The sequence below is a fragment of the Clostridium sp. LS genome (assembly GCF_002760435.1).
GTDB lineage: Bacteria > Bacillota > Clostridia > Clostridiales > Clostridiaceae > Clostridium.
In genome coordinates this window covers 35,037-58,007 of the sequence record NZ_AUUU01000104.1, presented here as the reverse complement: position 1 = coordinate 58,007, position 22,971 = coordinate 35,037, and the positions used below count along the sequence as shown (strand labels likewise).

Below are 22,971 nucleotides of genomic sequence, written 5' to 3'. Positions count from 1 at the left end.
AAAATGGAACAACCTTACATTTGACACTTCATCAGCTCATTTTCAAATGCTGCCTTCACAAACATGTAGCAGATTTCTCAGTTTGATATGTGTTTAAGTTTAGTAAAAGTTGAATGAATTAACGTATATAAGTTTAGCTGATAATTTTGTTATCTATACATTATACAGTAATTTCACTCTTAATTTTTAATGCTTCTTCATTGTTTTTAATGATTGGATCTACGTATTCATCTATAAATTCAATAACTTGGCTTGGTGCTCTTCCAACAAATTTAGTTGGATCAATAATTCCTAGGATTTCTTCTTTAGTTAGCCCAAAGGAATCATCGTTTATAATTCTATCGATTAAATCATTATCTAACCCTTCTCCTTTTACTCTTTGAGCAGCGGCCATTGAGTGAACTCTGATTTTTTCGTGTAATTCCTGTCTGTCTTTGCCTCTTTTTACAGCTTCCATCATTATATTTTCAGTAGCCATAAATGGTAACTCTCTTTGAACATGAGATGCTATTACCTTATCGTATACTACCATGTTTTCAGCTATATTTATGTATAAATTTAAAACTCCATCTAATGCTAAGAATCCTTCAGCAACTGATAGCCTCTTATTAGCTGAGTCATCTAAAGTTCTTTCAAACCACTGAGTACCAGCAGTTATTGCTGGATTTAATGCATCTACTATTACATATCTAGCAAGTGCACTTATTCTTTCACTTCTCATTGGATTTCTCTTATATGCCATTGCTGATGACCCAATTTGATTTTTTTCAAATGGCTCTTCCATTTCCTTCATGTTTTGAAGTAATCTTAAATCATTACTAAACTTATAAGCACTTTGAGCAATTTCTGATAAAGTATTTAAAACTATAGAGTCAAGCTTTCTTGGATAAGTTTGGCCTGTAACTCCATAACTCTTTTCAAAGCCCATTTTTTCTGCAACTATTTTATCTAAAGCCTTAACTTTACTTTCATCCCCATCAAATAATTCCATAAAGCTTGCTTGAGTTCCTGTAGTTCCTTTAACTCCTCTAAGCTTTAGTGTTGAGATTAAAAAATCTATATTTTCAATATCCATTACTAAATCTTGCATCCATAATGTAGCTCTTTTTCCCACTGTAGTTAATTGAGCTGGTTGAAAATGTGTAAAACCTAATGTAGGCATATCTTTATATTCTAATGCAAAATTTTTCAAATGATTTAAAACTGTAACTATTTTGTTTTTAATTAAATTTAACGCATCTCTCATAATTATGACATCTGTATTATCTCCAACATAGCACGATGTAGCTCCTAAGTGAATTATACCTTTCGCATTTGGACATTGAAGACCATATGCATGTACGTGACTCATAACATCGTGTCTAACTTCTTTTTCTTTCTTAGCAGCTTCTTCATAATTTATGTCATTAATGTGTTCTTTTAATTCTTTAATTTGCTCTTCAGTTATATTTAACCCTAATTCTCTTTCACCTTCTGCAAGAGCTACCCATAACTTTCTCCATGTTGTAAATTTCATATCATCAGAAAAAATAAAACTCATTTCTTTTGATGCATATCTTGAATTTAAAGGTGTGCTATATAAATTTCTCATTCAAAAACCTCCACACGAATATATTTTATACTTTTTCTTTCAACATTCGTATTATATCATACTTTTTTTATTTTTGCCTATCTAATTTTTAATTTTATGTAATTCGATATAATTTAACCATAAATTTAATTTAACTTTTTGTTATTATTGTCTCTTATATTCATATAAATATAATAAGGCACAATAAAAAAATAACAATTCCATCTGCCTAAAATGAATAACGAATAGGAGTGAATACAATGTGTAAACTAAATATGCTGGACAAACTCTCTTTTTTACTTATTTTTATTGGCTCTTTAAATTGGGGAACTATAGGATTATTTAACTTAAATTTAGTGAGCATAGTATTTCTAAACAATATACTAATGCAAAGGGCCATTTATATTTTAATATCTTTAGCCGCTGCAAATATAATATCATTAATATTTAGATGCAACTTAATTTTTACTGATAAGTAAATAACCCTATTTGCTTTTAACCAAGCCTAGGTATTTAAATTCTTGTAATTTATAAATTTAAACAGAAAAAAGGTTCCATATTAAAAATATGGAACCTTATTTTGTATACTAGTCTTCTAAAGTTTCAACTAATTTAACGATTTCTTCAACAGCTAAAGCTTCATCGTCTCCTGAAGCTACAACTTTGATTACAGCGTCTTTAGTTACTGCTAAAGATAAAACTCCGATTAAGCTCTTTACATTTGCTTTCTTTCCGTTATATTCTATACTAACGTCTGATTTAAATGATGAAGCTTTCTTAACTAATAATGTTGCTGGTCTAGCATGAAGACCAGATGAATTTTTTACTGAAACCTCTTTTGCTATCATTATATACACCTCTTTACAAAATAATTAATAAATATAGCATTTAACTATTATAGTATAATCGTTTTTATAGATAATTTCAACTTAAAAATCATCTCTGCACTTATTAATTTAGAAATAATTTAATTATCTAGGTTGTACTATTAATTTTATGGCTGTTCTTTCTTCTCCGTCTATTTGTATATCCGTAAACGCAGGTACACATACTATGTCTTTTCCACTAGGTGCTACAAATCCTCTTGCAATAGCTATAGCTTTAACAGCTTGATTTATTGCTCCCGCCCCAACTGCTTGAATTTCAGCGACATTTTTTTCTTTAATTATAGCTGCAAGAGCACCTGCTACAGAATTCGGATTTGATTTTGTTGATACTTTTAATACTTCCATTTTTGTTATTCCTCCTAGAATTTATTATACAAACCGTTTACATTAAGTATATTCTATATTTTCCCTCAAATTCCTTTTTATAATTTTAAAAATTAAAAATTTTTTTCACAAAACTAATTATAAGTATTAATTATACAATATCATTTTAATATTAATATAATAAAATGAAGTATACTTTATTTTCAAAACAAAATATACTTCACTTTTTTACTTAGCAAAATCTACTGCTCTAGTTTCTCTTATCACATTAATTTTAATCTGTCCTGGATATTCAAGTTCTTCCTCGACACTCTTAACCAAATTACGTGCCAATTCAATTATTCCAGCATCATCTACTTTATCTGGTTTAACCATAATTCTAATCTCTCTACCAGCTTGAATGGCATATGACTTTTCTACACCTTCATGTGAATTTGCAATTTCTTCTAACTTTTCCAATCTCTTAATGTATGCTTCTAATGTTTCTCTTCTAGCGCCTGGTCTAGCCGCTGATATCGCATCTGCTGCTTGAACTAGTACGGCTTCTAAAGATTGCATTTCTACATCTGAATGATGTGCAGCTATTGCATTTACTACTAATGGTGACTCGTGATACTTTTTAGCTAGATCTCCACCAATTAAAGCATGAGGCCCCTCTTGCTCCTGATCAACAGCTTTCCCAATATCATGTAGCAATCCTGCCCTTTTAGCTAAAGTAACATCTAAACCTAGCTCTGAAGCCATTAAGCCAGCTAAGTATGAAACTTCTATGGAATGTTTTAAAACATTTTGACCATAACTTGTTCTATACTTCAATCTACCAAGAAGTCTTATAATTTCTGGATGTAGTCCATGTACACTAGTTTCAAGAGCTGCTTGCTCTCCTTCTTCTTTTATACTATTTTCCACGTCCTTAGTTGCTCTTTCAACCATCTCTTCGATTCTTGCTGGATGTATTCTGCCATCCACTATTAACTTTTCTAGTGCCATCCTTGCAACTTCTCTCCTAATTGGATCAAAGCTAGAAAGAATGACTGCTTCTGGAGTATCATCTATTATTAAATCCACTCCTGTTAATGTTTCTAAGGTTCTAATGTTTCTTCCTTCTCTACCTATTATTCTACCTTTCATCTCATCATTCGGTAGTGCAACAACGTGTACAGTTGATTCAGACACATGGTCAGCAGCACATCTTTGAATCGCAGTCGTAATTACTTCTCTTGCTCTCTTGTCTGCTTCTTCCTTAGCCTTACTTTCAATATCTTTTATCATTAAAGCAGCATCATGAGTAATTTCTTTTCTAATTTCATCTAAAAGAATTTCACGTGCTTCTTCACTAGAAAGGGCTGCTACTCTTTCAAGTTCTGCTCTTCTTTCTTCATAAAGCTTCTGTACCTTTGCTTCTACTTGATCTACCTCAAGCATTCTTTGATTGATTGTTTCGTCTTTCTTTTCAAGAAGTTCACTTTTCTTATCTAGTGCTTCTTCCCTTTGAATTACTCTTCTTTCAAGCCTCTGAATCTCACTTCTTCTTTCTCGAGATTCCTTATCAAAATCATTTCTCAATTTATGAAGTTCTTCTTTAGCTTCAAGGATTGATTCTTTTTTAGCTGATTCTGCATCCTTTTTTGCTCTAATCAAAACTTCTTCTGCTTCTTTTTCAAGCGATTCAATTTTTGCTTTTGATACATTTTGAATCGTTTTATAAACCACTATTCCTAATATTAATAGGACGATTATATCTATTAATATCATTCCCGCTGTTATTCCCACATAAACACCTCCTAATTTATTATTTTCTTATTATATTACTAACAAGAAAGTATAGTAGGTGTCATATTTTCTTCTCACTGCGTTTGGAATATGATAAACCAGTATTCCTTTTTATTCTATATTAAAAACAAAATTATGTCAAGTTTGCTCATATAATGGATATAGTCAGCATTGTGTTATGAAATATCCAAATAATCTAAATATAGCTACATAAATATAATTTAATATATATTATGCAGCTATACATTTATTATTATAAATATTATGTGATAATTTTATACTTATTTATGATTTGCATTTCTTACAATTGTTCTATTCTTCAGTCTCTACGTTACTATCAGCAGTTTTAACATCTTTATCTGCAGCTATTTCTTCAGATACATTTCTTTTAAGCATTTCAGCTGGTGGAAGACTATATTTTTCCCTAATTTGATTTTCTATATCTAATGCTACTTCTGGATTTTCCTTTAAATACAACTTAGCATTTTCTCTTCCTTGTCCTAATCTTATATCTCCATAAGAGAACCAAGCTCCGCTTTTTTGAACTATTTCTTCTTTTACCCCAACATCTACGATATTACCATATCTAGAAATACCTTCATTATACATAATATCAAATTCCGCTTGTTTAAATGGTGGCGCAACTTTGTTTTTTGTTACCTTAACTCTTGTTCTGTTACCAATGATTGCATCACCTTGTTTTATAGAATCTATTCTTCTAATATCAAGTCTTATTGATGCATAGAATTTTAATGCTCTTCCTCCAGTTGTTGTTTCTGGAGAACCAAACATAACTCCAACCTTTTCTCTTAATTGATTAATAAAGATAGCTACACAATTTGTTTTATTAATTGTTCCAGCAAGCTTTCTTAAAGCTTGTGACATAAGTCTTGCTTGAAGACCAATGTGTGAATCTCCCATTTCTCCTTCAATTTCAGCTTTAGGTACTAAAGCCGCAACTGAGTCTACTACTAAAACATCAATTGCTCCTGAACGAACTAAAGCTTCAGCGATTTCAAGACCTTGTTCCCCAGTATCTGGCTGAGATATTATTAAACTATCTACATCTACACCAAGTTTTTGAGCATAACTAGGATCTAATGCATGCTCAGCATCTATATATCCTACAGCACCGCCTTTTTTTTGTGATTCTGCTGCTATATGAAGTGCAACTGTCGTCTTACCAGAACTTTCTGGTCCATAAATTTCAATAATTCTACCTTTAGGTACTCCTCCTATTCCAAGAGCTATATCTAAATCTAAGCATCCAGTAGATATAGCATCCATATTAGAAATATTGTGGTCACCTAATTTCATTACTGACCCCTTACCAAATTGTTTTTCTATATGACTCATAGCACTTTCAATTGCTTTTAATTTTTCTGCATTTATATTTCCCATAATACTAATTAACTCCCTTCTATCGAACTTACGTTCTATATTTATTATAAATTAATTCTAAACTATAGTCAATAATTAATTCAAGGCATATAAAAGAAAATAATAGTTCAAAATAACAAGCATACTGGCCTATTATTTTTTTGAATTTGCCTTAAGAAAAGTCCCTTCTTTAACTTAATTTAAAGAAGGAACTGTTTAATTTATATCCACTTTATTACATTTTTAAACATAAAATAATAATAAATTTTATCTATCAATATAAGAAATTTTACTTATCAATAGAAACGGCCTCTTTATTTTTCTTAAAGTAATCATAACCAGAAATCAAAGTTACAATTACTGCAATCATAAGCATTATAGTTGGAAATACTTTGAAAAATTCTTGCAAATAATAATTATCTATTACAAAAATCTTTAAAATTTTGGCATCACGTATATTGACTTTTAGTAATAATGAAATTATTGCTATTATTTGTATAACTGTTTTAATCTTTCCCCACCAGCTGGCAGCTATAACTCTTCCTTGTGCTGCTGCTATAGATCTTAATCCTGAAACTGCAAATTCACGCGCAATTATAACTACTGCAGCCCATGAAGGCACTACATGTAATTCAACTAAAGATATTAATGCTGCTGTAACTAATAACTTATCAGCTAGCGGATCCATAAGTTTCCCAAAGTTGGTTATTTGATTTCTACTTCTAGCTATATATCCATCTAATTTATCAGTTAGTGAGGCTAAAATAAATATAAATGTTGCTATAAAACTTCCATAAGGTATATTCTTTACAGCTATAAATACTAAAAATACAGGAACTAAAAATATTCTAATTAAGGTTAACTTATTTGCAAGATTCATCAACAACAACTCCCACTAAATCATAATCCATACTCTCTATTATTTTTACTTTTACAAATTCGCCATTCTTTATACTTTCACATGACTTAAATAGTACATTTGCATCTATATCAGGAGCCATTTCATAGCTTCTTCCATAATAGTATCTTCCATTATATCCCTCAACAAGAATATCATATAACTTTCCAATTTTCAATTTATTTATTTCTTCTGAAATATCCTTTTGAATTAACATTAAAGCTTCTTCTCTTTTTTCTTTAATTTCTTCAGCTACTTGGCCTTCCATTTTTGCTGCTGGAGTATCTTCTTCTTGAGAGTATGTAAATACACCTACTTTATCAAGCTTATATTCTTTAAGAAAATCTATTATTTCATTAAAATCTTCTTGTGTTTCTTGAGGAAATCCAACTATAAAGGTCGTTCTTATAGCTATTCCTAATACTTTTTCTCTTAATTTTTCTATTTTATTTATAATATCTTGCTTACTTGTTTTTCTGCCCATAAGTTTTAAAATCTTACTGCTTATGTGTTGAATAGGTATATCTAAATATTTCACAACTTTTTCATTCTTAGAAATCTCATCTATAAGTTCATCATATATTTCTTCTGGATAGCAATAAAGAACTCTAATCCACTTAATACCTTCAATAGCTGCAAGCTCCCTAAGCAATAAGTGAAGTGTTTTCTTCCCATAAATATCACTACCATATAAAGTAGTATCTTGAGCTATAAGTATTATTTCTTTTACTCCGCTTTCACTTAGCTCTTTGGCTTCATTTATAATATTTTCCATCTTCCTACTTCTAAATTTTCCCCTTATTTTAGGAATTATACAATATGTGCAAAAATTATTACACCCTTCCGCTATTCTAATATATGCACTTTCCTTTTGTGTGGTAATAATTCTTTTTCCTTCATTTATATTTTCATCAGAATAATTTAAAAGTTCCAAAGCTTTCTTATTTCCATCTATAAATTCAGTTATAATTTCATTAATTTTATTATAGTCATTAACGCCCAACATCATATCTATTTCAGGTATTAATTTTCCTAATTCTTCTCCATATCTTTGAGTAAGGCATCCTGTAGCTATAAGTAGCTTACATTTGTAATTAATTTTATAATCAGCCATTTCTAAAATTGTATCAATAGATTCTTGCTTTGCACTTTCTATAAAGCCACATGTATTTACAATAATAATATCTGCATTTTTAGCATTACTAGTTATTTCATACTCATCACTCATCTTACCTAATATTATTTCTGAGTCAACTCTATTTTTATCACAGCCTAAACTTACCATTCCAACTTTATACTTTGCTGAAATGTTCTTATTTTTCTCTTCATTAGTTATTATTTCTATCTTACTTTCACTCAAGTCTTATATCCTCCTGTGTTTTAATAGTTTTAATTATAACAAATTAAAACTCCATTTTACAAGTTACTATTCTTATTATATATACTACTATATTACATAAAAATCATCTATTATTTTAGCTTAATAATGAAAGTTAACACAAAGTTTAAACTAATTTCATAATTAATTTAAACTAAATTAATCAGAAGTATATTAATATATGGTAATTTAACTATTCTCATCCTCATTGCTCTCATCTAATAACTGTTGTTTTGTAATCAGCACCTGCCTTGGTCTACTACCATCTTTTTCTGATATAATACCCCTCTCTTCTAATTGGTCCATTATTCTAGAAGCTCTATTAAAACCTATTCTAAATTTCCTTTGAATAAATGAGGTAGACGCTTGACCATATTCCACTACAATATTAATTACTTCATTAAGTAATTCATCTACATCATCATTGCTCTCACTCGACTCTGCTGATTTCGAGTCTGTTGCGCTGTTAATATGATCAATAATATCCTCTTCATAATTAATATCACCTTGCTCGCTCTTTATAAACGAAATTACCTGCTCTACTTCTTCCTCTGATATGAAGCACCCCTGAACTCTGAGAGGCTTACTTTCTCCTACAGGATAATATAACATATCCCCCTTTCCAAGAAGCTTTTCTGCACCTGATCCATCCAATATAGTTCTAGAATCAATTTGAGATGAAACTGCAAAAGATATTCTCGATGGAATATTGGCTTTAATTACTCCTGTAATTACATCAACTGATGGTCTTTGAGTTGCTATAACTAAATGCATACCAGCAGCTCTAGCCATTTGAGCTAATCTTCCTATGTAATCCTCAACGTCATTTGGACACACCATCATAAGGTCTGCAAGCTCATCTACAATGATAACTATATATGGAAGCTTTTGTTCAATAACACCTTTATTAAATAATTCATTATAAGATTCCATATTTCTTACGCCGCTATCTGCAAAAAGTTTATATCTGTTTGTCATCTCATTTACAGCCCAATTTAACGCTGCTGCAGCCTTCTTTGGATCAGTAACAACCGGAATTAAAAGATGTGGTATCCCATTATAAACATTTAACTCAACAACCTTAGGGTCAACCATAAGAAGCTTTACTTCCTCAGGGTTATATTTATATAATAAACTTATTATAAGTGAGTTTATACATACACTTTTACCTGAACCAGTGGCCCCTGCAATCAATGTGTGAGGCATCTTACTTAGGTCTCCCACAACACACTTTCCTGAAATATCTTTACCTAACGCAAAGGCTAACTTTTTCTTAGAATTAATAAATTCATCATTTTCTAGGACTTCTCGCAAAAATACTGGTGTTTGCTTTCCATTTGGAACCTCAATACCTACTGCTGCTTTACCTGGGATAGGCGCTTCTATTCTTATACCTGACGCTGCAAGCCCTAAAGCAATATCATCAGCTAAATTTACTATCTTACTAACTTTAACTCCTGGACTTGGTTGAAGCTCAAATCTTGTAACTGATGGACCTTTAGTTACTTGAGTAACCTTAGCATCAACACCGAAGTTAGACAATATCTCTTCAAGTTTATTTGCATTTTCTATCAGTTCTTTTTTATCTGTATTGTTTAGTTTTGTATTAGCATTTAACTTTAATAAATCCAAACTTGGATGTTTGTATTCCTTTAATTCTTTTTGCTCTAAAATATGTTCTTGTATTTCTTTATTAACTACGTCCTTAACATCATTATCTAAGTTTTCCTTCTTGCGAGTGTTGTTTTGCGTATTTTTTTCTAAAAAATTATTAATTTGTATATCTGATGAGATTTCAGATTTTAAATCTGGCGATATTTCCTCATTTTCGTTTGAATTTTTCATAAAGTCTAGAATCTTTATCTTTTTATCAACTCCAGAAAGAAATGCTTCCTTTTCCTTTTTACTTCTTTCTTCACTTTCATCTTTTTCTACTATGTTAATAAAATTACCGCTAGACCTTTCCTCACTTTTTTCTCTCATCTTTCTTTGTCTATTATTCCTTATTTTTTCCCCTTTGTTATACGCCTTTAATCCTAAATCATATAAAGTAATATCAAAAATCATAATAATAGCTATTAAAGAGAATGCTAGAAGCACTATATAAGTCCCAACTACTCCTATAATTTTATAAAGAGGATAGCAAATAAGATATGATATTATACCACCATGCATCGTCTTTGTATCATTATTAATAATTAACTTAATATTTTCGAAAAAAACACTTTGATTATCTAAGCTTTGAATATTTATAATTCCAAAAGTGAGCATAATTACAACTACTAATATAGTCATTCCAAAAAAATTCTTATTAAATTGTATATTTCCTCTTGTTCTTATATATTGAAAACCGAAATATATTAAATAAATAGGCAATGTATTTGCACCTACCCCAATTATAACGTACGATATTCTTTGTGCCAAAGATGATAATATTCCAGCCAAAGAAGTGTATATTGCTATTCCAAGTATTATACCTGTTGCAATATACACTATTCCAACTATATCGGGATTTATTGCATTTTCATCTTTTTTAGCTTTTCCGGAGCTATTTTTACCTTTAGTCCTACCCACCTTAAATCACCTCATGTTCTTATTAATGCGTTAGTTATTAAAAAAATCCAATACAAGAAATAATTTAAACTTAACAATACTACTATTTTACAACAATATGCCCAAATTTAAAACTCAAATCTTTTAAATTTAGAAATCTATATTTCACATATACAGAAAATAAAAGCTTGTATTTCTTGAGGTTTAAGTATAACTAAAATAAAGACACCAAAATTAACAAGGTAGATTAAACTATTATATAAAATTTAATCTACCTCATTATAATATTATTTACTTTCATCTTCTCCAATGAGTTCATTAAGTTTAGCTAATGCTTCGCGTATTCCTCCAACTTGATCAATTAGACCGCAATCTACTGCCTGCTTTCCAATTAGCATTGTTCCTACATCATTTAATAAATCATCAGTTTGTAACATCAATTTTTCCAAAGTCTCAGTCTTTATGTTTGATGTTCTCACTATAAATTCATTTATTCTTTCCTGCATTTTTTTAAAATACTCAAAGGTTTGCGATATTCCAATAACAAACCCATTCATTCTTACCGGATGAACTATCATAGTTGCTGATGGAGTTATAAATGAGAAATCTGCTGCTGTAGCTAGAGGTACTCCTATTGAGTGACCTCCACCAATCACTACAGACACTGTTGCTTTTGACATGCTGCGAATCATTTCAGAAATAGCAAGACCAGCTTCAACATCTCCTCCAACAGTATTTAAAACTATAAGCAGGCCTTTAGCTTCATCATTTTGTTCAATATCTATCAGCTGGGGTATAATATGTTCATATTTTGTTGCCTTGGTCTGTGGCGGCAATACTGAATGCCCTTCAATTTGGCCTATTATAGATAGAACCTGTATTTTTTTATTTGGAGTTGCTATGGCTGTGTTTCCAAGTTCCTTTACATTTTCTATTTTATCTTGTACTTCTGATTTATCTTTATCTTCTTTTTCTGTATTATCACTATTTAAAATATATTTATCCATAAAATAATTCCTCCTATACTTATTTTATTTTGTACATTCGGAATTATTTTATTCATGGTTAAAACGCATGAAGGATAGTATACTTCTTAAAAATTATTCTGAGTTAACTTATTCTTTTAAACATACTTAGAGTTTAAAAGTCTTATGTAAAACATTTATTGCTTCTTTCTCATTATCTGAATGAACAAGACACCAAATTGTCATGTGTGAATCTGCTGTTTGTAATACTTCAATATTATTATCACTTAATGCTTTAATAATCTTAGCCATAACACCAGGTATTCCCTTCATCTTTGAACCAATGACTGCTACTTTACTACAATTCTCTATCAAAGTATATTTTAAATTAGCGCTGCTTAAAACATTTTCTAAAGTCTCTTTATCATCTTGATTGACAGTAAAAATCTGTTCACTTGGGAATATATTTATTAAATCTAAGCTGATTTTATTGGCTGCTAGCAAATCTAAGACATTTTTATATTTGCTATTTCCTTGATTATCAGCAGCAGTAATAGATACTTGGAGCCTATTTTTCTGACTTGTAATACCTGTCATTATTCTATCACTGCTCTTATCACCAAAATTATTTATTAAAGTTCCTTTACAATTACTCATTGTATTCTTTATTAATATAGGAATATTCCCTTCCATTGCAACCTCTACAGCCTTTGGATGGATTACTGTAGCACCTTTCTCTGCTAATTGGAATACTTCATAATAGCTTATTACATCAATTAAATTAGCATTTTCAACCACCCTTGGATCTGCCGTCATAATTCCATCTACATCAGTATATATTTCAATGGCTGTAGCCTTAAGAGCAACGCCTAAGATTGAAGCAGTAGTATCACTACCCCCTCTTCCTAAAGTAGTTAAATACCCATTTTCAGTAATGCCTTGAAATCCTGTTATTACAGGTACTCTCCCCTGTGATACTAAATCTAAGATTTTTTTAGGTTTAACGTCAATACAAGTAGCTTCAGTAAAATTATTATCAGTTACTATGCCCGCTTGTCCCCCCGTAAGTGGTACAGCATCAATTCCTGCATTGTATAAATCATTACTCATTACAACTGAACTAATAATTTCTCCACAACACATAAGCAAATCTTTTGCTAACTTATTTGTATTTTTAAATTTATCATCTATTAATGATAATAGCGTATCTGTCGCATAAGGTTGACCTTTTCTTCCCATAGCTGATACCACTAAAACAGGACTATATCCTTCCTTAATGGCATTTTTAACCTTATTTATAACCTGCTGTCTATTTTCCTCAGTTGATACTGAAGTTCCTCCGAATTTTTGTACGACTATTTTCATTACATTTCCTCCTAATTATAGCTTAACCTTTTTAATCACTTCATCGTCTGCATCTAATATTATTGTTTTAGCCCCGATTTTCTTTACACATTCCCATGGAATCTCTAAAAAATCTTTACTACTAAAAAGATTAAATTTTCCACCATTGAGATTCACTATTAAATATTTAAAATTTCCTTCATCATCTATTATTAAATCATTGTTTAATAGATAGTCATACTTTTCCCCATCATTTATGTTAATAAGTTCATATCTTTCTATATCACTTAAATATTTAATTTTATTTTCTTCACTCATAATAAAAACCTCCTTTAGTACTCATAAAATAATATGAGTTAAGGAGGTATATTATTACATATTGTTTATAAATTAAGCTTATTGCCGCCTTTTGAGTTATCATAAGCTTCAGAATTTTTCAAGATTATAGAATCCAATTTGTTGTATTCTACATCCTGACCAACATATGCAGCATTTAAAACTCCTTTTTTAAAGCATCTATCTAGAACATATTGAATGTCATCTTTGCTTATATCATCAATCTTTTTTATAACTTCATCTTGAGTTTTTAACTTATTTCTAAAAAGATATGTTTTTGCATTCGAAAACATTCTGGAACTGGTACTCTCCAATCCTAAAATATAATTAGCCTTTATCTTTTCCTTATTAATCTCAAACTGTCTATCGGTTATACCATTTTTACTAAAAAGTGTAATTTCCTTGTCTATAACCTCTAATGCCTTTTCTCCATAATTTCTATTTAAACCAGCATATATATTCAGCGTACCAACATCTTGAAACGGTTGCAAGTAAGATGCTATTGAATAACATAAACCTAATTCTTCTCTTACCTTTTGAAAAAGAATTGATGATGCTCCACTTCCAAAAATATTATTAAGAAGTACTAAGGCATAATTGTTTTCATGTCCATAAGGCAATCCTTCTAATCCTAATGAAATATGAAGCTGCTCAATTTCCTTTTTAGCATATGCTGAATTAACTTGTATTTCATTTTTCTTATATTCTGGTTTGTATTGATTCTTACTTTCCCAAGCCCCAAAATATTTATTAATTAATTCATCCAGCTCCTTATCATCGAACTTACCACAAACTGATATTACAGAATTATAAGGTGTATATTTTTCACTAATAAAATTTAATATTTTCTCCCTTGTAAATGATTTTACAAGCGGGATAGTTCCCAAAATAGGGTATCCTAATGATTCCTCACCAAAAGCTGCCTTAGAGTGCACATCGTCTAATACATCTTCAGGTGAATCTTCACTCATATTAATTTCTTCTATTACAACACCTTTTTCTTTTTCTATTTCCTCTGGATCAAATTTTGCATTTAACATTATATCTGAAAGAACATCTAATGCTAGATCTAAATGCGTATTTAACGCTTTAATATAATAACAAGTAGCTTCTTTGCTGGTAAAGGCATTAATTTGCCCCCCGACATTTTCTATATCTTCCATCACTTCTTTTGAAGATCTTCTATCAGTTCCTTTGAAAAACATATGCTCAATAAAATGTGATATTCCATTGACTTCTGCACTTTCATTTCTTGAACCATTTTGAACCATTACACCAACACTAATTGAATTTAAGTGTTCTATTTTTTCAGTTACGACTCTTAATCCGTTTTTAAGGGTATATGTGTTATACATTTTGTACTTGCCCTCCTTAATAGTTAAAAAAAAGGCAATTAATTGCCCTTTATTTTTCCTCTTTATTTTCTTGTTCTTGTAAGGCATCTTTTCTTGAAAGATTTATTCTGCCTTGGCTATCAATTTCTGTAACCTTAACTAAAATTTCATCTCCAATAGATACTACATCCTCAACTTTATTCACTCTTTCCTTTGCTAACTTAGAAATGTGAACTAATCCTTCTTTGCTAGGTAAAATTTCTACAAAAGCCCCAAAAGTAGTTATCTTAGTTACTTTTCCTAAGTATACTTCACCAGATTTAACTTCTTTAGTTAGCCCTTCTATAATCTTTATTGCTTCTTTTACACCTTTATGATCAGTTGAGCTTACAAATACAGTTCCATCCTCTTTTATATCGATTTTAACACCTGTATCTTGAATTATCTTGTTTATAACCTTACCACCAGTTCCAATCACATCTCTAATCTTATCTGGATTTATGCTCATTATTTCAGTCTTTGGTGCATATAATGAGACATCTTCTCTAGGTGCTGCCATACATTCGTTAATTTTATCAATTATCATAACTCTGGCTTTTCTAGCATCTTTTATTGCATTTTCTACAACATTAAAGCTAAATCCTTGAAGCTTAGTATCAACTTGAATGGATGTTATTCCTTCTGTTGTTCCTGCTACTTTAAAATCCATATCACCAAAGAAGTCTTCTATTCCTTGAATATCAGTTATAACAGCTTCTTCAGTTAAATCTTCTGATGTTATTAACCCCATTGCAATACCAGCAGCTGGTCTCTTAATTGGTACACCTGCATCTAATAATGCTAATGTAGAACCACAAACTGATGCTTGAGATGTTGATCCATTTGAGCTTAATACTTCAGATACTAATCTAATTGTATATGGGAATTCTTCTTCTGAAGGTATTAATGGTTCAAGGGCTCTTTCTGCTAATGCACCATGCCCAATTTCACGTCGTCCAGGTCCTCTTAATGGCTTTACTTCACCAACACTATATCCTGGGAAGTTATAGTGATGCATGTATCTCTTTGATTGTGCTTCATCTATACCATCTAATATTTGTATTTCACTTATTGATCCAAGTGTTGCCACAGTCATTACTTGAGTTAATCCTCTTGTAAATAAACCAGTCCCATGTGTTCTTGGCAATATCCCAACTTCACAGCTTATTTTTCTAACTTCATCAAAAGCTCTTCCATCTGGTCTTCTCTTTTCTTTTAAAAGCATATGCCTTACAACTTTCTTTTGCATATTGTAAAGAACTTCTTTTATATCTCCTGATTTTTCAGGATACTTTTCAGCAAAAGCTTCGTTAACTTTTTCATACACTGCATCAACAGCAGCATTTCTCTCATCTTTGTCCATGATGTACATTGCTTCTTTAACCATATCAGAAGCGAATTCTTTAACGTCTTTTTCAATTTCAGGATCAACAGTATATAATACTGGCTCATCCTTTTTCTTTCCAAACTTAGCCATTGCTTCTTCTTGGAATGCAATAATTTTTTGACATTCATCAAAACCGTATTTTATGGCATCTATCATAATATCTTCTGGTATCTCTACACCACCAGCCTCAATCATCATTACCTTTTCTTTTGTAGCACAAACTGTTAAGTGAAGAATGCTTTTTTCACGTCCTTCAGTATCTGGATTTGTAACGAATTTACCATCTATAAGACCGACTTGCACTGCAGCAGCTGGAATTGTATATGGGATACTTGATAGGCATAATGCAAGAGATGCTGCATTGATGGCTAAGATTTCTGGTAAGTTATCTTTTTCAACGGATACTACTGTAGTAACAACTTGAACGTCATTTCTGTATCCTTTTGGAAATAGAGGCCTTATTGTTCTATCAACAGCTCTACCATTTAATATTGCTTTTTCTGATGGTCTTCCTTCTCTTTTAATGAATCCACCTGGAATTTTACCTACTGCATATAATCTTTCTTCATACTCAACACTTAGCGGAAAGAAATCTATTCCCTGTTTTGGCTCTGGTGATGCATTAACATTTGTTAAAATAACAGTATCACCATAACTGGTAAATGTTGCTGCATTTGATAACATACCTACTCTTCCGAACTCAACTTTCAACTCTCTTCCAGCGATTTCAGTCGTTAGAACATTACTCATAATTCATGACCTCCCTTTAGGTTCATCTAATTATTATAAATTTATTCATTTTATTGTTTATATTTCTCAATTTCATAATTGAAATGTTCTTTGTTGCGCTTTATAAGTTCCTTATTGTGCTACGCACCTTTTTTAGAAGGGCGCGCTTTTTTATAGGCGAAAAGATCCTGATTGTGCTGCGCACTCTTTTCATATGTGTATATTTTTAAAATAATAGAGCGGAAAACTCCGCTCTAAAAATTATCTTCTTAAACCTAATTCTTTGATTAAAGTTCTGTATCTTTCGATATCTACATCACTTAAATAGTTTAAAAGACCTCTTCTTTGACCAACCATCATTAATAATCCTCTTCTTGAGTGGTGATCTTTTTTGTGAACTTTTAAGTGTTCAGTTAAAGATTGGATTCTTTCAGTAAGTAATGCTACTTGTACTTCTGGTGAACCAGTATCTCCTTCGCTTCTTCCAAACTTTTTAATGATTTCTAATTTTCTTGCCTTATCCATTATAAGTGCACCTCCGTGTATTATATTAATTATCCCCTAGTTCCAAGTAAAAGATGGCACCTTACAACTTAGAATTAGGTTCCCTGTGTTATTATATCAAAAGTAACTATTATTGTAAACTATATTATTAAACTCGACATACAGTTCTCACTTCTTGCGAAAGATTTGTCTTTTTCAAGCTGGTCCCTCAAATCATCTAGGCTATTAAATTTTTTTTCATCTCGGATTTTCTTTATAAAACTAACCTCTATTTGTTCTCCATATATTTCTTTATCGAAGTCCAAAATATATGTTTCTATTGTTAATTTTTTTCCTTTTACAGTTGGATTATTCCCAACTGATGTAATTCCCTTATATATATTATTATTTACCCTTATATTAGTATAATATACACCAATCTTAGGTAAAATGAAATTTTCATCATATTTCAAATTTGCTGTCGGAAAACCCATACTCCTTCCAATCTTCTTTCCATGAATAACTTCTCCACTCAAGGTATATGGCATTCCAAGCATTTTACTAGCATCTAAAACATCGCCTTCTTCCAGGGATTTTCTTATTCTAGTGCTGCTTATAACTTCGTTATTATATGTGCATGGATCCATAACATATAATTCATAACCATACTCCCCTTGTAGTTCTCTTAAAAATTCCACATTACCAAGATTCTTATATCCAAATTTATAATTAAATCCTACTACAAAACCTTTAATATTATAATCATTAATTAAAAATTCTATAAACTCTTTAGGCGTAATCCTCATGAATTCCAGGTTAAATTCTTTGAAACAAACCATATCCACTTTATGAGTTTCTAAAACTTTAATTTTCCTTATATTATCCATTAAAAGTTTTGGAGCATCATCTTTATTCAAAAAAGTTCTTGGATGATTTTTAAATGTAAAAACCATGCTTCTTCCATTATGATTTTTTGCAACTTCTACAACTTTATATATTAAAGAAAGATGCCCAATATGAAGTCCATCAAAGCTTCCAAGAGCTACATAATTATTAGTATTTCGGATATCCTGTAAAGTTTTATCTATAATAATCATTTTTTTACTCCTAAATTTAAGACATATAAAAACAACTGCCTAATTTGATATATGCCTAAAGCAACAATTTTTCTATCTTAAAACCTTCATCATCCTGCTTTCCAATTCCTATGAAAGTATTTTCACTATCATAGACCCTATATAAAACACCTTTTTCTCTTTGCTCATCTGTTAACCTCTTGTCAAATACTTTTACACCATTTATCAAGAGTTTGGAAAATGAACTTTTTACTGTAATCTTAGGATAAAATGAAAGTGCTTCTTCAATGGTAATTACATAGTCGTTTATATTTTCTTTAGTTAAATTATCGATGTTAACACTATTATCTTGTTTAAATATAGATGTTTCAGATCTATTTAACTCAGTCATAACTGCTCCAACTTTAAGTTTTTCTCCAATATCATAACATAAGCTTCTTATATACGTTCCTTTTGAACACGCTACCTTCATATATACATAAGGCAGCTCAAGCTTTATGTTAGATATATTAAAGATTTTAACTCTTCGAGCTTCTCTTTCTACTTCAATTCCCTGGCGTGCTAAATCATATAGTCTTACACCATTTTTCTTTAAAGCAGAGTACATTGGTGGAACTTGATCATATTCTCCAATAAAGGATAATATAATTTCTGAAACCTCATCTTCTGTGAGATGTTCTGTTTCTTTTTTTTCTACTATTTCTCCTTCAAGATCATATGTAGTTGTCTTTGTTCCAAGTAAAAATTTAACATCGTATACTTTATTGCTATTCATTATATAATCAATTATTTTTGTAGCTTTCCCAATGCATACTGGAAGCACTCCAGTAGCTTGGGGATCTAAAGTTCCTGTATGTCCAACTTTTTTTTCGCTGGCAATAAATTTCACCTTTCTAACTACATCAAAAGAAGACATCCCTTTATTTTTAAATATGTTTAGTACTCCATTTATTGGTGCATTTTTTACGTTTTCTTTTATATGTGAAGTACTTATATCTGTTTTTGCAAATGAGGTTTCTATTCCTTTTTTCATAAGCGAAGTTCTTAATCCTTCCTTCATGGATTCATTTCTTGTTTAATAGCATGTAACAAATTTTCTTTTGCTGTCTTAATATCTACGCCCTTTTGCATAACACCAGCAGCTTTTATGTGACCTCCGCCACCGTATACTTCAGCAATTTTTCGTACATCTACGTCATTTTTTGACCTTAGACTTCCTTTAACACCATCTTCTACTTCTTTTAACAGCATAGATACTTCTACTCCTTTGATTCCAAGACCAACTGAAATTATATCCGAAGTATCAGTGCTTTGTAGATTTAATTCTTCCAATAGCTTTTTACTTACTTGAAGTACTGCTACTTTATTATCTAAAGCAAGTTCGATATTTGATAAAACACTTCCCATTAATTTTACCTTTTCAAAAGGTTTATTATCAAAAAGATTACTGTGAATTCTACTATTATCTATTCCAAGCTCTATAAGACTTGATACAATGCTATGAGTTCGCCTTGTAACATTTGAGTGCCTAAATGAACCGGTATCAGTTACAATACCGCAATAAACAGCAGTTCCTATAGCTATTTCAACATCAGTTTTATGCTTAAAGTCAATTCCTAATTCCTCTATTAATAAATAAGCTATTTCACATGTAGCAGCTGCGGCTATATCTACATAATTAATATATCCATAGTTTTCATTGGAAATATGATGGTCAATATTAATTATTTTTCCAGCATAGTTGCTTAAGTCTGCAGATATTCTTGCAACATTACCGCAATCCAATATTATTACTAAGTCAGTATTAGTCTTTGGCTCATTTACGTCCTTATTGATTTCATTAGATAAAGGAAGGAAGGAGAGGTTATCAGAAATAACATCTCTGCTTATAACATAAGCGTCCTTTCCTAAATGTCTTAAAGCATTAAGTAGTGCTAGAGTACTTCCTATAGCATCTCCATCAGGAGATGTATGAAATGATAATCCTATTCTTTTTGATTCTAAAATCTCTTTTTTTATATCCTTAAGACTAGTCATTATTCTTTACACTTATCCTTTGAATTAGTTCATCCATATGCATTCCATAATTAATTGAGTCATCTAATTCAATAATTATCTCTGGGGTGTGTCTTAAATTTATTTTTTGACCTACTGCTTTTCTTATAAATCCGCTTGCACTCTTTAATGCTTCAAGATTATTTTTCTTTTCTTCATCATCTTTTGAGAAAATACTTACATAAACTTTAGCGTATCTTAAATCTTTAGTAACATTAACATCAGTAACTGAAATCATAGCTGTAAGTCTTGGATCTTTAATTTCATTTTGAATTAAATTACTGATTTCTCTTTTAAATTCTTCGTTAATTCTGCCACCTCTATAATTTGCCATGTCTGCTATTCACCTCTTTAAAGTTCTTTTCTCTTAATTGCCTCCATCATAAAGCATTCAACAATATCGCCTTCCTTAATATCATTAAACTTTTCAACAGTTAGCCCACATTCATAACCAGCATTAACTTCTTTTGCATCATCCTTAAATCTCTTTAATGATGATAATGCCGATTCAAAAATTACTATTCCTTCTCTTATAACCCTTGCTTCTGCATTTCTTTGAAGTTTACCCTTTAACACATAACATCCAGCAATTGTTCCAACATTTGATATCTTATAAGTTTCTCTTACCTCTGCAGTTCCAAGAACAACTTCTTTATAGTCTGGCTCAAGCATTCCTATCATAGCAGATTTTACATCTTCAATTGCATCATAAATAATTCTGTAAGTCTTAATGTCAACTCCTTCTTTGTCAGCTTGAGAAGCAGCATTATTATCAGGTCTTACGTTAAATCCTATGACTATTGCATTAGATGCAGTCGCAAGTGTTATATCTGTTTCAGTTATAGCACCAGCTCCACCATGAATTACTCTTACCTTTACATCATCAGTAGAAAGTTTTTCTAGAGATTGCTTAATAGCTTCAACAGAACCTTGAACATCTGCTTTAACTATAATAGCAAGTTCTTTAACTTTACCTTCTTTTATTTGATTATATAAATCTTCCAATGAAACTCTATGGCTTGCAAGTAAACTTTCTGCCTTTAATTTTTCTTTTCTGCTTTCTGCCATATTTCTAGCAGTTTTTTCGTCTTTAACTTGATTGAATCTATCTCCTGCTTCTGGCACTTCTGAAAGACCTAAAACTTCCACTGGAATAGATGGCCCAGCTGACTTTATCTTCTTACCAGTATCATCGAACATAGCTCTTATTCTACCATATGTAGAACCAACTAAAATGGAATCTCCAACTCTTAGTGTTCCATTTTGAACTAGTAAACTTGCAACTGCCCCTCTACCTTTATCAAGTTTTGCTTCAATAACAGTTCCAACAGCTTTTCTGTTTTTATTGGCTTTAAGTTCAAGCATTTCAGCTGTAAGAAGAACCATTTCTAATAGCTTATCAATGTTTAAATTTTGCTTTGCAGATACTTCTTCACATATTGTATCTCCGCCCCAATCTTCAGCTAGTAATCCTTGTTCAGCTAATTCCTGCTTTACTCTATCTACATTTGCTCCTGGCTTATCTATCTTATTAATAGCAACTACAATAGGGACTCCAGCTGCCTTACAGTGATTAATAGCTTCCTTTGTTTGAGGCATGATACCATCATCAGCTGCAACAACTAAAATAACAACGTCTGTTATTTGTGCTCCTCTAGCTCTCATTGCTGTGAACGCTTCATGACCTGGAGTGTCTAGAAAAGTTATTTCTTCTCCGTTCAATTTAATAGTATAAGCACCTATATGCTGAGTTATACCACCTGCTTCAGTATCTGTAACTTTTGCTTTTCTTATACAATCAAGTAAAGATGTTTTACCATGGTCAACATGACCCATAACAGTTACAATTGGTGGTCTCTTTTGAAGATTTTCTTCGTCATCTTCTTCTATTTGTAGTACTTCTAATTCCTGAATTTCTTCTTTTCTCTCAACTAAAACTCCATATTCTGCACATACTTTTTCTGCAGTTTCAAAATCTATTTCTGCATTTATAGCCGCCATTACACCTGAAAAGATTAAAGTTCTTATAACATCATTTGAAGGTTTCTTTAATTTTTCAGCTAATTCTTTAACTGTTATACTTGCACCAATTTCGATTATTTGACCTTCTCCAGCTTCTGCTTCAGCTGCTCTTCTTGCTTCCTCTTGTTCTTCTTTTTTAGTTTTTTTCTTTTTCTTTGCACCTTTATTAAGTTCTTCAGCTAATTCATCTTCATACTCATCAACAATACTTTTTGAATTTTTACCTTTTTCCTCTGCTGATACTTCTAATTTCACATCAGAATTTCCAGCCAATAACTCTTTGATTAATGCGGCATCCTCATCTTCTATTGTGCTCATATGATTTTTTACTTCTATACTAAACTCTTCCATTAACATATTTATTAATTCTTTTGAACCTATATTAAGTTCTTTTGCTAATTCATGTACTCTTATTTTTGACATGCAGTCACCCCCGTA

At 30.9% G+C, this 22,971-nt stretch carries 20 protein-coding genes; 1 reads left to right on the top strand and 19 read right to left on the bottom strand.

The genetic code is table 11. The features are described from left to right. Positions 1–160: 160 nt before the first annotated feature. Complete coding sequence (gene purB, locus COL3_RS21010; protein ID WP_008424725.1) at positions 161–1,591, bottom strand: adenylosuccinate lyase; 1,431 nt, start codon at positions 1,589–1,591, stop codon at positions 161–163. A gap of 239 nt (positions 1,592–1,830) precedes the next feature. Here purB and COL3_RS21005 point away from each other — a divergent pair, with 239 nt between their 5' ends. Next, on the top strand, positions 1,831–2,049 hold the full coding sequence (locus COL3_RS21005; protein ID WP_008424727.1) for a DUF378 domain-containing protein: 219 nt from the start codon (positions 1,831–1,833) through the stop codon (positions 2,047–2,049). Between the two features lie 108 nt (positions 2,050–2,157). On the opposite strand, the gene COL3_RS21000 is transcribed toward COL3_RS21005, so the two are convergent. From COL3_RS21000 to infB, 18 genes are all read right to left on the bottom strand, one after another. Then, positions 2,158–2,418 (bottom strand): HPr family phosphocarrier protein, encoded by a 261-nt coding sequence (locus COL3_RS21000; RefSeq protein ID WP_008424732.1) that lies wholly within the window; start codon positions 2,416–2,418, stop codon positions 2,158–2,160. A gap of 123 nt (positions 2,419–2,541) precedes the next feature. Beyond that, positions 2,542–2,802, bottom strand: coding sequence for a stage V sporulation protein S (locus COL3_RS20995; protein WP_008424733.1), 261 nt, complete (start codon positions 2,800–2,802; stop codon positions 2,542–2,544). Between the two features lie 207 nt (positions 2,803–3,009). Then, positions 3,010–4,536: a ribonuclease Y gene (rny, locus tag COL3_RS20990; protein WP_035283572.1), complete on the bottom strand. Its 1,527-nt coding sequence runs from the start codon at positions 4,534–4,536 to the stop codon at positions 3,010–3,012. Between the two features lie 330 nt (positions 4,537–4,866). Beyond that, positions 4,867–5,955: a recombinase RecA gene (gene recA, locus COL3_RS20985; protein WP_008424737.1), complete on the bottom strand. Its 1,089-nt coding sequence runs from the start codon at positions 5,953–5,955 to the stop codon at positions 4,867–4,869. Between the two features lie 268 nt (positions 5,956–6,223). Then, entirely contained in the window at positions 6,224–6,814 is a 591-nt protein-coding gene (pgsA, locus tag COL3_RS20980; RefSeq protein ID WP_008424738.1) for a CDP-diacylglycerol--glycerol-3-phosphate 3-phosphatidyltransferase, read from the bottom strand. Beyond that, the gene (gene rimO / locus COL3_RS20975) at positions 6,798–8,117 is read right to left on the bottom strand and encodes a 30S ribosomal protein S12 methylthiotransferase RimO (protein WP_180277970.1); all 1,320 of its coding nucleotides are present in this window, start codon (positions 8,115–8,117) and stop codon (positions 6,798–6,800) included. Before rimO ends, pgsA begins: the two co-directional genes overlap by 17 nt. 282 nt (positions 8,118–8,399) lie before the next feature. Further along, positions 8,400–10,784, bottom strand: coding sequence for a DNA translocase FtsK (locus tag COL3_RS20970; protein ID WP_008424741.1), 2,385 nt, complete (start codon positions 10,782–10,784; stop codon positions 8,400–8,402). 266 nt (positions 10,785–11,050) lie between these two features. Then, on the bottom strand, positions 11,051–11,770 hold the full coding sequence (locus tag COL3_RS20965) for an ATP-dependent Clp protease proteolytic subunit (RefSeq protein WP_008424742.1): 720 nt from the start codon (positions 11,768–11,770) through the stop codon (positions 11,051–11,053). Positions 11,771–11,896: 126 nt separating this feature from the next. Beyond that, a complete protein-coding gene (dapG, locus tag COL3_RS20960; RefSeq protein WP_008424743.1) occupies positions 11,897–13,093 on the bottom strand; it encodes an aspartate kinase in 1,197 nt (398 codons plus the stop codon). A 15-nt stretch (positions 13,094–13,108) separates the two neighbouring features. Next, positions 13,109–13,390 carry a YlmC/YmxH family sporulation protein gene (locus COL3_RS20955; protein ID WP_008424744.1) on the bottom strand — a complete coding sequence of 94 codons (282 nt, stop codon included), beginning with the start codon at positions 13,388–13,390 and terminating at the stop codon, positions 13,109–13,111. 65 nt (positions 13,391–13,455) lie between these two features. Continuing rightward, complete coding sequence (locus COL3_RS20950; protein WP_008424746.1) at positions 13,456–14,763, bottom strand: pitrilysin family protein; 1,308 nt, start codon at positions 14,761–14,763, stop codon at positions 13,456–13,458. Positions 14,764–14,812: 49 nt separating this feature from the next. Beyond that, positions 14,813–16,918, bottom strand: coding sequence for a polyribonucleotide nucleotidyltransferase (locus COL3_RS20945; protein ID WP_008424748.1), 2,106 nt, complete (start codon positions 16,916–16,918; stop codon positions 14,813–14,815). A gap of 240 nt (positions 16,919–17,158) precedes the next feature. Beyond that, complete coding sequence (rpsO, locus tag COL3_RS20940) at positions 17,159–17,422, bottom strand: 30S ribosomal protein S15 (protein WP_008424749.1); 264 nt, start codon at positions 17,420–17,422, stop codon at positions 17,159–17,161. Positions 17,423–17,541: 119 nt separating this feature from the next. Then, positions 17,542–18,477, bottom strand: coding sequence for a bifunctional riboflavin kinase/FAD synthetase (locus COL3_RS20935; protein WP_008424751.1), 936 nt, complete (start codon positions 18,475–18,477; stop codon positions 17,542–17,544). Positions 18,478–18,532: 55 nt separating this feature from the next. Further along, complete coding sequence (gene truB / locus COL3_RS20930) at positions 18,533–19,408, bottom strand: tRNA pseudouridine(55) synthase TruB (protein WP_035283575.1); 876 nt, start codon at positions 19,406–19,408, stop codon at positions 18,533–18,535. A 104-nt stretch (positions 19,409–19,512) separates the two neighbouring features. Further along, positions 19,513–20,493, bottom strand: a complete 981-nt coding sequence (locus COL3_RS20925) for a bifunctional oligoribonuclease/PAP phosphatase NrnA (RefSeq protein WP_008424757.1) — start codon at positions 20,491–20,493, stop codon at positions 19,513–19,515. Then, on the bottom strand, positions 20,486–20,845 hold the full coding sequence (gene rbfA / locus COL3_RS20920; protein ID WP_008424759.1) for a 30S ribosome-binding factor RbfA: 360 nt from the start codon (positions 20,843–20,845) through the stop codon (positions 20,486–20,488). The genes COL3_RS20925 and rbfA overlap by 8 nt, the downstream gene beginning before the upstream one ends. A gap of 17 nt (positions 20,846–20,862) precedes the next feature. Continuing rightward, positions 20,863–22,956, bottom strand: coding sequence for a translation initiation factor IF-2 (gene infB, locus COL3_RS20915; protein WP_008424761.1), 2,094 nt, complete (start codon positions 22,954–22,956; stop codon positions 20,863–20,865). Positions 22,957–22,971 lie beyond the last annotated feature (15 nt).